The organism is Paenibacillus sp. J22TS3, from assembly GCF_018403205.1.
In the GTDB taxonomy this organism is placed as follows: domain Bacteria; phylum Bacillota; class Bacilli; order Paenibacillales; family Paenibacillaceae; genus Fontibacillus; species Fontibacillus tuaregi.
On record NZ_BOSF01000005.1, the window covers coordinates 1 to 15,692 of the forward strand.

General features: G+C 42.8%; 14 protein-coding genes and 1 pseudogene. 4 read left to right on the forward strand and 11 right to left on the reverse strand.

Annotated elements, in window-relative coordinates; all coding sequences use genetic code 11:
- Positions 1–579: 579 nt before the first annotated feature.
- Entirely contained in the window at positions 580–978 is a 399-nt protein-coding gene (locus tag KJS63_RS16425; RefSeq protein WP_213620098.1) for a winged helix-turn-helix transcriptional regulator, read from the reverse strand.
- 136 nt (positions 979–1,114) lie between these two features.
- On the opposite strand from KJS63_RS16425, the gene KJS63_RS16430 reads away from it, so the two are divergent.
- Entirely contained in the window at positions 1,115–2,149 is a 1,035-nt protein-coding gene (locus KJS63_RS16430) for a zinc-binding alcohol dehydrogenase family protein (protein WP_213620099.1), read from the forward strand.
- A 372-nt stretch (positions 2,150–2,521) separates the two neighbouring features.
- Here the strand turns inward: KJS63_RS16430 and KJS63_RS16435 are convergent, their stop codons facing one another.
- The 5 genes from KJS63_RS16435 to KJS63_RS16455 all read right to left on the reverse strand — a co-directional run bounded on the left by KJS63_RS16435 (position 2,522) and on the right by KJS63_RS16455 (position 6,562).
- Positions 2,522–3,127: a hypothetical protein gene (locus KJS63_RS16435; RefSeq protein WP_213620100.1), complete on the reverse strand. Its 606-nt coding sequence runs from the start codon at positions 3,125–3,127 to the stop codon at positions 2,522–2,524.
- 128 nt (positions 3,128–3,255) lie between these two features.
- On the reverse strand, positions 3,256–3,540 hold the full coding sequence (locus KJS63_RS16440; RefSeq protein WP_213620101.1) for a hypothetical protein: 285 nt from the start codon (positions 3,538–3,540) through the stop codon (positions 3,256–3,258).
- Positions 3,506–3,769, reverse strand: coding sequence for an MBL fold metallo-hydrolase (locus tag KJS63_RS16445; RefSeq protein WP_213620102.1), 264 nt, complete (start codon positions 3,767–3,769; stop codon positions 3,506–3,508). The genes KJS63_RS16440 and KJS63_RS16445 overlap by 35 nt, the downstream gene beginning before the upstream one ends.
- A gap of 160 nt (positions 3,770–3,929) precedes the next feature.
- On the reverse strand, positions 3,930–4,700 hold the full coding sequence (locus KJS63_RS16450; RefSeq protein ID WP_213620103.1) for a nucleotidyltransferase domain-containing protein: 771 nt from the start codon (positions 4,698–4,700) through the stop codon (positions 3,930–3,932).
- A gap of 485 nt (positions 4,701–5,185) precedes the next feature.
- A complete protein-coding gene (locus KJS63_RS16455; RefSeq protein ID WP_213620104.1) occupies positions 5,186–6,562 on the reverse strand; it encodes an MFS transporter in 1,377 nt (458 codons plus the stop codon).
- 107 nt (positions 6,563–6,669) lie between these two features.
- Between KJS63_RS16455 and KJS63_RS16460 the strand changes: the two genes are divergently transcribed.
- Complete coding sequence (locus KJS63_RS16460; RefSeq protein ID WP_213620105.1) at positions 6,670–7,011, forward strand: ArsR/SmtB family transcription factor; 342 nt, start codon at positions 6,670–6,672, stop codon at positions 7,009–7,011.
- Positions 7,012–7,387: 376 nt separating this feature from the next.
- Here KJS63_RS16460 and KJS63_RS16465 read toward each other — a convergent pair.
- The 3 genes and pseudogenes from KJS63_RS16465 to nfsA form a co-directional block, all read right to left on the reverse strand.
- Positions 7,388–8,549: pseudogene (locus KJS63_RS16465) on the reverse strand (IS3 family transposase).
- A gap of 470 nt (positions 8,550–9,019) precedes the next feature.
- Positions 9,020–10,408, reverse strand: a complete 1,389-nt coding sequence (locus KJS63_RS16475; RefSeq protein ID WP_213620107.1) for a glycine--tRNA ligase — start codon at positions 10,406–10,408, stop codon at positions 9,020–9,022.
- Between the two features lie 604 nt (positions 10,409–11,012).
- Complete coding sequence (nfsA, locus tag KJS63_RS16480) at positions 11,013–11,753, reverse strand: oxygen-insensitive NADPH nitroreductase (RefSeq protein WP_213620108.1); 741 nt, start codon at positions 11,751–11,753, stop codon at positions 11,013–11,015.
- A gap of 279 nt (positions 11,754–12,032) precedes the next feature.
- Between nfsA and KJS63_RS16485 the strand changes: the two genes are divergently transcribed.
- Complete coding sequence (locus KJS63_RS16485; protein ID WP_213620109.1) at positions 12,033–12,377, forward strand: winged helix-turn-helix transcriptional regulator; 345 nt, start codon at positions 12,033–12,035, stop codon at positions 12,375–12,377.
- A gap of 122 nt (positions 12,378–12,499) precedes the next feature.
- Positions 12,500–13,345, forward strand: coding sequence for a PIG-L deacetylase family protein (locus tag KJS63_RS16490; protein ID WP_213620110.1), 846 nt, complete (start codon positions 12,500–12,502; stop codon positions 13,343–13,345).
- Here KJS63_RS16490 and KJS63_RS16495 read toward each other — a convergent pair.
- The gene (locus tag KJS63_RS16495; RefSeq protein ID WP_213620111.1) at positions 13,320–13,472 is read right to left on the reverse strand and encodes an acyl carrier protein; all 153 of its coding nucleotides are present in this window, start codon (positions 13,470–13,472) and stop codon (positions 13,320–13,322) included. The genes KJS63_RS16490 and KJS63_RS16495 overlap by 26 nt on opposite strands.
- Positions 13,473–13,910: 438 nt before the next feature.
- The gene (locus KJS63_RS16500; protein WP_213620112.1) at positions 13,911–15,626 is read right to left on the reverse strand and encodes a caspase family protein; all 1,716 of its coding nucleotides are present in this window, start codon (positions 15,624–15,626) and stop codon (positions 13,911–13,913) included.
- Positions 15,627–15,692: the final 66 nt, after the last annotated feature.

Sequence of the window (15,692 nt, forward strand, 5' to 3'; positions counted from 1 at the left end):
TCTTTTTAAATTCAGAGGTGAAGGTTCGTCGTTGTTGTTTTGGCATTGTAGAGATCCGCTCCTTAGCATGATAGGTTTATTCTACAAGCCCTTATTTTTTCTGTCCAACTAAGTGTAGACGATCCACCTTACTAGGTCTTAGTGGAAAGAAAATTATTCTCTGAGGGCTAATGTTTTTGCCTGTACGCATTTGAAATGGAGACGGGTATGTATAGGGCCTTCTCCCTCACTTTTTTCTTAATTGGGAATAGTATACTTTTTTATATAATGTGTACTCGATAGTTGGGCATCCAAAGAACCGATCTTATTTGTCGTTTACTTGTATCAACTTTTCTTTTTAAATTCATTTTACACACTCCTACTAGAAATTTTCCAAGATGTGTTCAATTACACTATCCTGTCCGTTACTTGAATAGTAAAAAGGCTTCACTTCATATCGAAGTAAAGCCTCTTTAGCACAAAACCCTAAAAAGAATAATCCCTTTCAACTTTACAAACTCGAACCTTATAACTTTTATACCACTCTTTTTTACCCTTTTCTAATAATGGAAATATAATACTCATGCGATAAGTAGAAAGTCACATCGAATCTACCATGGATTCAACCACGTTTTCTGTCTGTCTAGATGTAGCACTTGATAAATTGCTATGTTTTTCTCCCCAGATTTTCATTTTGATAATGATCGGCACTAATGTGCGTCCGAATTCCGATAGCGAGTATTCCACTTTGGGAGGAACTTGCGGGTACACCTCACGGTGTACGATCCCGTCTTCTTCAAGCTCTCGAAGCTGTAGCGTCAGCATTCTCTGGGTGATGGTCGGACATATTCTGCGGAACTCATTAAATCGTACGGGACCTTCGATCATATGATACAAAAGTACACCCTTCCACTTGCCCCCAATGACATCCAACGTATACTCGACGGGACAACCTTCTTCATTCGGGCATTGGCCATATCCCGATTTGCGGTCACGCATGTACATATCCTCCTTTTTTAACAGTATACAAATTGATACTACATCACACTAATGTGCGTACTATTCATGATAGTTAATATACGTTATATTACAACCAGAAAGCAATAAGTGATATACATTCAAGGAGGAAACGACAATGTCAAACCGACAAATGAAAGCCATCGGCTTGCTGAAGTATTTACCCATTAATCAACCTGAGAGCTTGCTGGACGTCATGATGGATGTACCTGAACCTACAGGGAGAGACTTGCTGATCCGAGTCAAAGCCATTTCTGTTAATCCCGTCGACGTTAAAGTGCGCGCTCCCAAAAATCGGACCGAAAAAACGCCAAAGGTTCTCGGTTGGGATGTTGCTGGTGTCGTCGAACAAGCCGGACCGGAATCTTCACTGTTCAAACCTGGCGATGAAGTGTATTATGCCGGCAGCATTGCCCGTCCTGGTGGGAATAGCGAGTTTCATCTCGTTGATGAGAGAATCGTCGGTTTTAAACCAGCAACACTGGAATTTGCCCATGCAGCCGCTCTGCCGTTAACCGCTATCACCGCTTGGGAAGGATTATTTGATCGTTTGGGCGTGCCTGCTGCCACCGAGCGCAACGAAGGCAAAACTATTTTGATCATCGGGGCGGCGGGTGGTGTTGGTTCTATTGCGACACAACTGGCCAAACACGCTGGTTTGACTGTCATCGGCACAGCTTCACGCCCTGAATCTGCTGATTGGGCTAAAAACATGGGAGCTGACCACATCATCAATCATTACGAAGCATTTCTCCCTCAGCTTAAAGCGCTGGGCTTGGAACACGTTGACTATATTTTCTGCTTGAACAGTACAGAGAAGCATTGGGTCAATATGGCTGAAGCCATTGCCCCTCAAGGGAAAATCTGCTCCATTGTAGAGACGGATGAGCTGCTCGATCTGACCTTACTGAAAAACAAAAGCGTAACTTTTGCCTGGGAGCTGATGTTCACCAGACCATTATTCCAGACTTCGGATATGATTGAACAGCACAACCTGTTAAACGAAGTTTCCCGTATGATCGATGAAGGACGCTTACGAACTACGGTTGCCCAGATCCTCTCTCCCATCAATGCAGCCAATTTGCGTAAAGCCCATGCAATACTGGAAGAAGGACGTATGACAGGCAAAATTGTGATTGAGAACTTCGAGTAACTAATCGATTGCTAAGCGCAAGGGCAGGAACGTTTGTGCTCGAACCTAATGTACGCTTAATACGTCTACGCAAACGTATCATAGGAAGAGTCAGTTTATGTATATATTATTCGCGATATTATGCAATTCTGTCCGTTAGTTAAACAAAAGCAGCCGATCACTATGGTCGGCTGCTTCTACTAAACTAACGTTTCCCATTAGTTGAATTCCTTGGTGTATAAATATGGTCTATATCTGTATCAATTACAAAATCAATCCGAATCCCTTCTTTATCTGCGTTTTACCCATGCTGTCAAAAATTCATTTGCTGAGAATCTGTTGAATTTAAATAACAGATGTTGTTTTATCATTAGTGTCACTTCCTTTCAAGCTTCAATTACCTCTGCTCCTAAATTCATCAAGCGTCTTCTTGCTTTCTCCTAATGAGCGAAGTTGGACAATATCTCCTCTTTCATTTAAAGTAAAATGTCCTTTGAAAGCATCTGGCATGGCATTATATTGTTTTTCTTCCTGCTCATATGCCTGAATAAAACAAGCATATCCATATTGATTTACTAAATACGGCAGCCCAAAAGCAGAACGAAGCAGTTCATATTCTTGAAAGTTATAAGGGGTGCTTTCAGGACGCTTCATCAGAATTTCTATGAATTTAGACATCAGTTTCTCTACTTCTTTCTCAGTCGCATACTTTGCATAGCCTCGAATTGCAGTCAATCTCATGTCTAGGTAGCGCTCTTTTTTAAACGCTTTTAAGAAGAATTCCTTTAAATCAATATCTTCACAGAACACAAGTGCTTTCAATATTGTGTTGCGAATGTACAAATTTTTAGCCTTAAAATAAAGTTCTATTAAAAATTCAACATCTTCATTCGACAACGTTATATCCTTACATCTTTCCAGCAACTGTTGAAAATCGTCTTTATTTTCAAACCCTCTTTTTTGGGACATTTTCTTAAGCTCTTCAATTATGTTTATCATATGTATCCCTCCCTCATTTCCTTCCTCTTCAGTGGCTTTACCCTTTTTATTAAACTATCCCGTTAGCGTAACAATCAATCGTTACTTTTATATGAATGGGCTGGCTGGATCATTTGGACTCGCGATTGTTATATTAATAACGTGGCCTCCAATTCCTCTTCCTCTTTGGCCAATGTAATGAACCCATCCGAATTTTCAATAATATCGTCAGCCAATTCTTTCATATCTTGATCAATCTTATCAAAATTGATATGGACATGATCAACGATTTCTTGTTTGTCACGAGCTCGTTTATGTAGTGAACTGGGATCAGCTCGAACATAAATGATTATGGCGTGTTTAGGAAATGCTTCCTTGAATTTCTTGGCACATTCGAGATCAAGCGCCACAATCGGAAACAATCCCTCGATCATTTTTCTCTCGATATTTAAAATAAGCCGTGTGACCCGGCGTAAGACCAGGTGCTTCACTGGCTTGTATGCCCGAAATCGGCTCCTTCTCATCCCTCCCAAAGGTGCGGATTAGCCCCTCATAAGGCGCCATTGCCGTTTGAACCATCTGAAAACTGACTTGTTCAATTTCATTAGAAGGGTCCTTCATATTCCTGTCGTCCATCCAGTACTCATACTCGGTGTCTCTCACGACAATTTCTGCGTTTGGAAATGTTATAGTGCCATTTGCCTGGACAAGGCCATTTGAATGATCAGGATGGAGATGGGTTAACAGTACTGTAGCCCGACGGGCTTAGGGGGCTGGATGAGGTCAATCGCTTCTCAGAGTGACCCGAAGCGTCAATATGGTGTTAGTCGAAGGAAGTTCTGGAAGCAGCCATTGCATTTAAGGCTTTTTCAAAATAACTATATACTTCATCCGCAATTCCCAGAAACTCTTCAACAAGTACATTATTACCATCCAAGTAACAAGCATACAGATAATCAACTAAAGCGGAGTCAATCTCACAATAGTTTAATATGGCATTCTTCATCTTAATAATGTCATCTTGCCATACACCTGTATCTTCTAAAATCAAAGAGTATAATGCACGAATTAATCTCTTAGAGTAACCTTTAATATATCTAGTTTTCATTGTGTTTTCACTAGCATTAGAAAGTAAACTATGTATACGATCTACTTCGTTCTTGGTCTCTGTATTTAAGTCTAAAATGAACTCTGGAGAAATAATTATCGGTGGTACTTTTTCACCAACGTCATCACCATATATGCAAACACAAATTATCTTAACCCAAAAACCCCACTCATTTGGTTTACTTAATACATCGTCAATCGAGCAAATTATCGTATCAATCTTAGTTACTACTGGATATTCTTCTAAAAGCGTGTCTTTAATATTTGACAATCTTTCGTAATCAATATCTTGGGGATTTACACATACAATAGTAAAGTCTGCATCTGACTTAAAAGGTTTAGCAGTTCCTTTTGGAATCGAGCCACACATATAAATGCTATGAATCTTACCTTTAAATTCGGTAAGTATATTATCAATATACTTATCAACAAAACCCTTATATTCACTTTGTATTACAAATCTATTTATAACTTTTTCTAAAATCATATAGACTCCTCCTAAACTAAGAAGTTCTTTCGGCTAAAGTCTCATCTACGAACTTCGTAAATAACTTCATATGTAAGTATTCGCGAAATCAATAAACTCCCCTGCCTGTTAGCTTAATAAACTTAATTAATAGTTCAATCGGTAATCCGCTTATATATATCTGATCCATTTAATGTTTCTCTAATATGATTCAGGTACTCGACCCGTGGTGTAACACCGATCCAAATTGCTGATCCGTATTTGGCTTTCCATGATTGAAAATACCAGCCCTCATTAACCCTCTTAATATACAAAAAGACAGAGGTATCACGCCATTCCTGCGCAATCCTCTGTCGGAACAGTCGGTCATTTATCTAGATAATTCAAAGTAAGTATATTGGATCTCAATTTGGACTTGCCATAGAAAAGTATTGCGTTAAAAAACAAAAGCCCAAGATCCTGTTCAGCAGGATTCTCAGACTTTTGAAATGCTATGGTTAAAGCAGTTACACTTGCGGTTGGCGTTGCATGGCTGATCTCAGGTAGAGCACCGCACAGCTAATAGATACGATGACGATGATGGTCAGCCCCCAGTAAATATTGCTGTAGGCCATGCCCATTGGCAGATTCTTTTGCATCGCCAGTGCGCTGGCAGAAGCAGCAACCCCCATGGCTCCGCTGCAGAACTGCAGCAGCTGGTACAGCCCCATCCCGGAGCCCATCTCGGCCGGCAGTAGAATACGGGAAATTTCGTTGGATACGCTGCTCGACAGAATTGTGAAGCAGGTGCTCATCAGCATGTAAATGAAGATGATGGCTACATATGAGCTTCCCTCAAATAATGCAAACAAGACGACGGCTGCCAGAAAGAACACCGGGATAATCCGAAGAATCGGGTTGTTTCCACGAGAATCAATAAACCGTCCGACCCGCTGAGAGACAATCATGGCCAGGAACGATCCCGGAAAAATCACCATTCCCGCCTGGATGGCGCTTAGACTGTACTGTTTCACCAGAATCTGCGGCATCAGGAACAAGGTCGCAAAGCTGCAAAGATAAGCAGCGATACCGACCGCTGCCAGGATCAGATAGCGGCGGTTCTGGAACAGGGATGGCAGGACAAACGGTTCCTTCGCCGAGCGAATCCGGGCAGCGAACAACACAAGCCCTACAAGCCCTCTAACCAGACCAATCCAGGAATGATTCGTTAAGGCGATTAGCAGGCCTGTCGTGCCCACGCTAATGAACAATGCGCCCAGGAAATCGAAAGACCCCTTCTGCACACTCTCTTTTGGAATAAAAATGACGAACAGCGGTATCAGAAGCATTGTGACTGCGGTAACTACAAACAACATATGCCAGCCTAAATACTCGACAATGGCTCCACCCATAACCGGACCCAGTCCAAGACCCATTGAGACGGAGGACATGGTAATGCTCATCGCCTTGCCGCGGCGCTCAACCGGAATGTAACGGGAGTTCAGGACCATTGTCAGCGCAAGGATCGAACCCGCGCCAGTGGCTTGAACGAGCCGTACAATTAGAAGCATCATGAAACTGTTGCTGAACAACCCTGCTATGGCTGCAAGACTCAGTGACAAGATACCTATTATGAACAGCCTGCGGATCGGTACAAAATCGGCAAGACGGCTGTATGTAATAGACGAGACGGCAAAAACGATCGAATAGCCTGTGACTATCCACGAGGTTAACGCAGGTGTCAGATGAAAAGCGACTGCAACATCAGGCAGAGCCAGATTGAACATCATGGTATTCATGATGACCAGGACGATCGCTACACCCAGTAAAATGACTACAGCCCGTTCATTTATCACGGCCGATTCCTGTCCGCTAGGTGCGGCAGGTACTGTTTTTTTATTCATTTTCTCCACCATCCAATTTCTATTGTTCGATTATCATCGAAATTTGAAAATAATATAGCACGGTTTGTGTTATAATGCAATCATCAGTAAAAAAAGGAGGGCCTCCCGTGAAGCTCTTATTTCATCCCGACCGGGCGGATATTCATTTATCCACGGTACTTAATGCACTAAGCGATCCCATTCGTCTGTTAATCGTTTCTGAACTGTATCAAGCCGGTGAACGCCCCTGCGGTGAAATTAACGTTCCTGTGGTCAAATCCACAGCGTCTCATCATATCAAGAATCTCCGGGAATCAGGCATTGTTCAGGTGCGTCCTCATGGAACGCAGAGAATCGTGACGCTGCGGGCAGAGGACTTGAATCTTCGTTTTCCTGGTCTGCTCGATTCCATTCTCGAGGCTTTCGAACATTCCGAAGAGAAGAGCAAGCTGTTGAACCCGGACAGCTGATCTGCCTATACCCCCAGTAATATCAGATATAAGATCATTCTTTAAGTATTATATTTTTAGGATCGGTGTTTCTGTTCATTTGGCCGTTTCTCCCATCTCCGACCTCATTCATGTGCTGTTTGATTGCGCACGTCGTTCGTCCGACAGCTTTCAAAAGCGTTTAAATATCTAGCTCCGACGTTCGCGTTCCCTCCCTTCATAGCCGGTCGGATCCTTAAGTTAGCTCTACAAATATGGATCTGGTTAGATCATCATCTAATCGGGAATCGGTACAAGTTCTTGTCCTGGACGCAGGACAAGAACTTGTACCGATAAAACAAAAAAGCCGCTAAATTGGTATTATCCCTGTCAAGTAGACAGGTCTAAAAAGACATGTTTAAGCAGCAACCGTTTCTCGGTATTCAACCGGGAACGGTTGTTTAGTTTTTTCTGGAATCTACTTTGGTTATAAAATGAAATATACTCACGCACCTGTTTTTCTACCTCAGCTAAGGTTTGGGGCTTGCTTAAATATATCTTTTCCGTCTTCAGATGAGAAAAGAAGGATTCTATGCATGCGTTGTCCAGACAGTTTCCACGTCTGGAATGGCTTCCGAGGATCCCAAGTCCAGTAAGTTTACGGTTAAATGGTTTGGAGGTGTATTGAAATCCCTGGTCTGAATGGAGAATAACCCCCTCCAAATTTACATCTTTACTTAACGCGTCTAGCGTTTCGTTAACCAGAGCCAGATCGTTTCGTTCCGAAAGGTGCCATGCTAGGATCTCGTTGTTATACAGATCCTGGATTGCCGAAAGGTAGACAAACCGTTCCCCAACCCGTATGTAGGTAATGTCGGTAGCCAGTTTAGATAAAGGAGTGTCCGCCTGAAATTGACGATCCAGCCGATTGGGATTCACGACAGAAGCCTGTTTACCGAAAAAGCGACGCTTCTTTCGAATGACCGACTGAATCCCCAATTTCTTCATAATCCGGTAGACCCTTTTGTGGTTTACTAAGAGGCCTTCTTTCCGTAAAGCAACCGTCATACGCAGATAACCAAAGTAGGGATGAAGGCGGTGGATCGACAACATATGAGCTTCCAGTAGCTTGTCTCTTTCTTTGCGCTGCCTGGCTGTCTGCTGAGCCCTTCTCCATTTGTAATAGCCCGCTCGTGAAACATGGGCTAACTCTAATAGCCATTTCAGTGAGTATCTCTCTCGCATTTCCTCGATGATTCCGAACCTGGTTGCTTTCTTCGTCACTCCTTGTGCAGATTTGGATACTGCTTTTTTAAATATTCAATCTCCGCTCGTAGATACGCCATTTCTTCTTCCATACTGGAAAACTTCGTTTTCGACCGTCCTCGTCTTGGGGGAGTTGGCTCTAAAATCTCACCTGTTCGATATTTTGTTGCCCAGATTTGTACCTGAGATTTATTACGAACGCCCAACTGTTTCGCCACTTCACGAATACTCCTCTGCTCCTCGTTCACCAACCGGACTGCCTCCATCTTTAATTCCAAGGAGTACTTCCGAAAGGTTTGTCCCTTTTTGGCCATGAAAAATCCCCTCCACTCAACAAGAATTAAATCCATCTTACCAGATGTCTTTTTTCTCTTGTCTACTAGAAGGGGATAATACCAAATTAGCGACTTTTAATGAGACTATGTTCTTGTCCCTCGACATTTATATTTAATCCGAATTGCTTTTCTTTGAACTACTGTGCTCCGGTACCGCCAACGAAAAGGCCAAGCGATGTCAACCCCTCTTCGATTGCCGGATTTATCATTCCTCCTGGATTCCCAGCAACTCTTCTACATGAGGACCTCCACATACTTCTCTACTCCAAACTTTCCCTTCGTTATCTTTGATTGTATACACCTTAACGATAAACGATATCCGGATATTTATCCCAAAAATTACCTACAACATTACTTTCTTTCACTTCAATTTTAGGCAACATGCAAACTCTTCTAGCTGCCCTAACGGCGTGGTTTGCAATGGCGGCGCCAAGACCTCAGTGGCTAGTCTAAAATTTCAAGCGTTCAGCCAAATACTCCTTCAGCTCCGCGATCGGCATACGGGTCTGCTCCATCGTGTCGCGGTCGCGGACGGTAACGCTACCATCAGTCTCCGAATCGAAGTCGTACGTAATGCAGAACGGCGTGCCTATTTCGTCGTGGCGGCGGTAGCGTTTCCCGATGGAGCCGGCGTCGTCATAGTCGACCATGAATTCGGACGCCAGATCGGCGAAGATCTGCTTCGCACCTTTGGCTAATTTCTTGGAGAGTGGGAAAACTGCCGCTTTGATAGGCGCAATCGCCGGGTGGAAACGAAGCACAACACGGCTGTCATCGGCCTCAAGCTTTTCCTCCTCGTATGCATCGATAAGAAAGGCCAGCGTAACGCGGTCAGCGCCGAGCGAAGGCTCGATGCAGTACGGTACGTAACGCTCGTTCGAGTCCTGGTCGATGTAATGGAAGTCTTCGCCGGAGTGGGTCATATGCTGTTTTAGGTCGTAATCGGTCCGGTCGGCGATGCCCCAGAGCTCCCCCCAGCCGAACGGGAAACGATATTCGATATCTGTCGTAGCGTTACTGTAATGGGACAACTCGTCCTCGGAATGATCGCGTAGCCGGATACTCGGTTCGTTCATGCCGAGCGACAGTAGCCAATCGCGGCAGAAGTTGCGCCAATACTCGAACCACTGCAGATCCTCCCCTGGCTTGCAGAAGAACTCGAGCTCCATCTGCTCGAATTCGCGTGTGCGGAATGTGAAGTTGCCAGGCGTAATTTCATTGCGGAAACTCTTGCCGATTTGGCCGATGCCGAATGGCAGCTTCTTGCGCATTGTGCGCTGCACGTTTTTGAAGTTGACGAAGATGCCCTGAGCTGTCTCGGGACGGAGGTAAACCGTGTTTGCGCTCGATTCCGTGACGCCTTGGAATGTCTTGAACATCAGATTAAATTGGCGAATGTCCGTGTAATCGCGGCTGCTGCAATCCGGGCAAGCAATTTCGTGTTCGTCGATAAGCGCCTTCATTTGGTCGAAGGACATTCCATCGACGACGATTTCGATGTCCTTCTCACCGAGTGCGTTCTCGATCAATTTGTCCGCTCGGTGGCGGGCTTTGCACGATTTGCAGTCGATCATCGGGTCATTGAAGTTACCGACGTGGCCGGAGGCAACCCAAGCTTGCGGATTCATCAGGATCGCGGCGTCCAGGCCGACGTTATATGGTGACTGCTGGATGAACTTCTTCCACCACGCACGTTTGATGTTGTTCTTCAGCTCGACGCCGAGCGGACCATAGTCCCAAGTATTAGCGAGTCCGCCGTAAATTTCTGATCCGGGGAATACGAAGCCGCGGTGCTTGGCCAGCGCGACAATTTGCTCCATAGTTTTGCTGTTGTTCATTGTTCTGCACTCTCCTAATGTGTTGTAATTACAGCCGAGAATATCAAAAAAGCTCCCGCCTCTAGGACATCGCGGGGAGCGAATGCCTAGGGACGAGAGCGTATGTGCACCCGCGGTTCCACCCTAGTTGACGTTTCGTGACATAACGAGAACGTCCACTTTTTACGAAATACCACTCCGGACTGCCTTTTCCCTGACAAGATGCCGGACTTGCACTGTCCCCGGCTCGCTGACGATGAAACGGCATGGCGCCGCATCAGGTACTATTGGTCCATCAACGCGGATATAACTGATTTTAATCATTCTAAACCGGAAATTGGAAAAAATCAACATACAACATACTGTAGTAGTTTTCCTATCTTCGTTAAGCTCCCTTGAAATTATGATGCATCATTCCCTACGGAGAACGATAGTTAAACAAAAAAATGGTTCCACATATTAGTCATGCATAATATGTATAACCCTTTATTTTATTCGTTGTGGGGCATCGTATGGCGATAGGTTCTCCCTCCCGTCATTTTTAGCTTCAGCATTTGAGCAACTATAGAAACGTAGGCTTAAAATAGTCCCCACCTGTTCAGCAGATGGGGACTTTAAGCTTACTTTATTTTTTCGCATATCCTTGCTTGTTCAAATAGTTCATCATTTGAGGGAGAATACTTCTCTGGAGATGATCTTGGATATGGTCACTCCATCCTTTTACTCTTTTCACTGTGAAAGGAGCCCTAACCGGACGGCTCTCATAATACTTCAACATGGCTTCATCATAGAAGGCTAATTTCTCTTGATCCAGTGGTTGATACTGATTTTCCAGCATGACCATGGATTGAGGCAGCCGCGGCTTAATTTCAGGTTTTTCTTCTGCCGGGGTACCGAGGCATAATCCCACCAAAGGTATCACATACTTCGGTAATTTCAATAGGTCAGATAATTCGTTAATATTAGCTCTGACAGCTCCGATAAATACACCGCCAAGTCCCATGGATTCGGCTGCTGTTAAAGCATTTTGTGCCATCAGTCCAGCATCGAACGTACCAACCAATAGAAATTCAATATATTCAATATCTACCTTTGGGGCAATTTGATGATTACGGTTGAAATCCGCACAAAAAATCCAAAACTCTGGTGCTTCTTCAATATAGGGTTGATCCATACTGAGCTGCATCACTTTTTTTCGAAGATTAGGATTTGTGATTCGAATAATCGAAACGGCTTGAAGAAGACTGGAAGATGAAGTTTGACTGGCTGCTTTAAAGATTGCTTCTCGCTGTTCTTCTGTCAAGGGTTTATTGGTAAAAGATCGCACAGATGTATGATTATGAAGCAATGAAATGGTTTCATTCATGTAATCCATCTCCATATTTATTTGATATAATAACTCCGTATTGATAAGGAACTCTCATATTTCGCGTGGTGTTCTTTCCCTACTCTCCTTTATGCTGTACAGGCTTAGAGTTGAATCATCTTGTTGCTATAATTACATTAAGACTGCTAACTAAATATTGGCCAATGTTGTTCTGTCCCGGTGACATTGACACTATCATAAAATTTTTCGTTGGATCCGCAAAGAGGGCAATATAAATGAACATAGTACAACTTTTTGTACCTTTAGGGGGGGATATCAATGAGGGTCTGTAATGAAGGATTTGATCAAGCGTTTATCGATGATAACAGGGATATGTACGCGATATCCTTTACCCAATATGTCCTTTCAGGACGTTGGAAACACTTTATATTATGGTATCTAAGGGGAGGAGCGCGTCGCTATACGGAGATAAAAAAATTTCTTGGCGGTTTATCGCAAGGCTCTCTCACAAAGCATCTTAAAGAGTTGGAGCAAGATGGAGTTATTAAACGTGATGTTTATCCGGAAGTTCCTCCACGGGTAGAGTATTCGCTTACAGACAAGGGGAATAAATTACTGCCGATTCTTGAGAAGATGGAAGACTTCGGAAGAGAATACGGCTAAAAAAATATTTTGGCTGAATCTAGGTAAGCGTCAAAATAAAACCGTTGAAACTTGATCATCAACGGTTTTTTGAAATAGTTGTTATATATTCCTGGTAGTTTTAAAAAAAGGGGTGTTCAGCATTGAATCATCACTGCCTGTTCGTTTCCGCCCATCTGGACGATGCTATTATTTCTTGCGGCGATTATATCGATTCGCTTGTTCGTGCTGGCCACCATGTGACCATAGCAACTGTTTTCACTGGTTCTGGCACAAATATATCCCTACTTGCTCACATCCTACATAAAAAGTTCGGGCTCAACTCCGACGTGATGACAGTGCGCCGGGAAGAGGACGTTAGTGCATGCGATCTACTCGGAGTGGACACGATTCATCTGGACCTGCAGGAATGTATCTATCGTAAGGATCCCAACGGTGCCCCCTTATATAAAATGCTGGAAGATTTGTTCCATAGTGACTACGAGACCGAGCTGGACCTGATTTCTGAGGTAACAACGGTGCTTTCAACACGCCTCTGTCTTACAGACTACGACCATATTTATATTCCACTTGCAATCGGTAGACATGTGGATCACGGTATCGTGCGGATTGCGGCCGAACAAGCTGTACGAAATATTAGTGATTTGGAAGTCTCTGCCCGTTTGATTTACTACGAAGATCTGCCGTATTTAAACTATGGTCAAGATTTGCAATGGGAAATTGACTTAGCACAGAACTTACATCCGGTCTACATTTCGCTTCCTAAATGCAGTTTGAAGCAGAAGGCTGCGGCTATTCTGGCATACCGCTCTCAAATCCGTCTATTATGGCACTCCAGATGGGAGATGCTTAAACAAGTGATTCAACATGCCCATTCGTGCCGTCCGCCAGGGCTTCAGCTCGATCCTAACACATATTGTTTCCGACTGCATGCTATGAGTGTGCCTAACCAAGTACCACTTGCTACACATGTTCCGGGGAACTTTTAATAAGCTTAGCCAGGTTGCCGACGGTTAGATGATTGTCTGTCATGCTCCCCACCAGTTCGTCCGACAGCTCGATCCCGAACTCGTCTTCTAGCTCCACAACGAATGTAATCATCTGCATAGAATCCATTAGGACCCACACCTCTTTAAGTAGTGTTTGTCTCTTTTTATTCTCGGGTTAAACACAAAAAAACTGTCGAAGATTTAAGATTGACGGTTTTTAAAATTCAATTTTTTCACGTATGTTTCTACTGTTTTTTGAAGTGTTTTATTTTCATTACTTAGTTCTTGACTTAGTTCTTGTCCTTTATAGCGACTTTAGAGTTTTGTTCTTGTCCCCCGATAAAAAAGGATAGCTCTACGTCATTCGTTCAGGCTCGTGTTTCGCCTTTCCGGCTTCGATCGTTAATGAACTATGATTTTACCCCAATCGATTACCTCCTTTCTGACAACGCAAAAAGAAGGCAGGAAAAGTTTCATTGCCTTCTTCTTCGGTCATAATTCCATAGATTTATAATAACATTGGTTTGATTCGTAGTTACTACAGATTTTGTAATCGTTCCGCTGATTACCAATGGAGCTTTTCAATTAACGAAATATACTTTCTACTTATAAGTTTAAATCTCTCATATGAACCGCCGAAAAGACCTGTTTTTAACGGCAACCATTCATTCTGCTTTTGTTCTGCTTCTGTTATCAACTCATTTAAAGCACTGTCTTCATAGGCAGAATGTTTCCATGCGAATCTTCCTGGCGGCCCCCAAACACGATCCTCACCATCATAGTAAATATCTGCGTAGACTAAGGCATAAAAAACTTCAAATTTATCAAAGATCTCTTCATAACTTTTTCCCATGAAAAACAAGTCATCAAGGACAGGTTGAATTTTCTTGAACAAGTATTCGCTTCTAGGTACATACATACGATCATGATCAGGAATTGCTTTAAATATTTCCTCAAATTCTCGATTGTTAGGGAAAACCCTTATGATTTCTTGAGTTCTACCACGCCGTTCATTTTTAACTTTTGTTGTAAGCAAAGTAGCAAGCATTCCATAATTTTCAGTAGCTATAGCACTGATTCCAGTACTATACAACATTAGTATTAAAGGATACCACCTCAGATTAAGCAAAACTACACTTCCAGAGCGAGTTTCATTGGCTTCGGACAGGCGACTTATAATTTTCTTTACAATTACTTCTTTTCTTTCATCTCCCCAATAAGCAATAGCTGCCATTACCGTTTGTAAATTTTCACTGGCATCCTCATATTTTTTCAACTTTTCAAGGACTCCATCCTGGCTAATAGTGCCTTCTACAGGGAAGTTTTCACCGAGATAGATCAGCATTTGTCTCAGTTGTTGATTGACTATGTCATCCAATTTAATATGATATCTGTCTTCTGAGAGATATTCTTTGACTTTATCTATGATTTCCTCTTTATCGGATGTATTTCTCTCTACGACAGGAGGAATTATGATCATTTGATCAATATCTTTTTGCTCATCTCTTAGAGAAGAGAGAATAGGAGCTTTGAATATAAAGTCACCATCACCATCGAAATACCCGTAATGTGGGGTTTGATTTGAATAAGCATCGTTTGAAACTTTCTGATATACATATGACATTAGACCGTTCGCAGTAATGATGCCATCAGCTTGAGCAGCTTCTCCTCTTAGTCCTTGTAAAAAATGTCCGGTAAATATTGAGTGATCTGGAAGCGGCCCCCCTGCATCAGACACTGCTTCATTGGCCTTTCCTGCAGTTAAGACTTGTCTTGCATGTCTTCTAAGCATGTCTTTTAGAAAGCGAGCATTGCCCGGTTGTAACGATCTAGTTATTGCAAGCCCTCCATAACAAGCATCCATTACAAATAAAACATGTTTTGCTTCAAATAATTCTGAGTTCCTGGTCAGTTCATCCCATCTAATAAATGTTGAGATATCATCAGGTGTTCCATCAACAGGTATTAAAAAACCGATCTCTCCCCTTGTACCTGGTATCGTGTCACCGTGACCTGCATAAAATATGAAAATCTTATCATCTGGATCAGTATTGCCATTTGAAAACTGCAAAAAACTTTTCAAAATATTAGATTTTGTAGCTTCACCATCAAGCAGTAGTGTGACGTTTTCAGGTGAAAAATCAAAATCCTTTATTAATGTCGCAGCGACCTCCTCAGCATCATTACGAGCATAGAGCAAAGGATTAACATACTGATAATCATTAATTCCGATAACTAAAGCAAAGTTATTCTTGTATTCTGAACTATAAACTTTAGACACACTACACCCCACCTTTTTAGTTACATAAAACGATAATTTCTGCAATGGGATATAAATCTCCTTCCT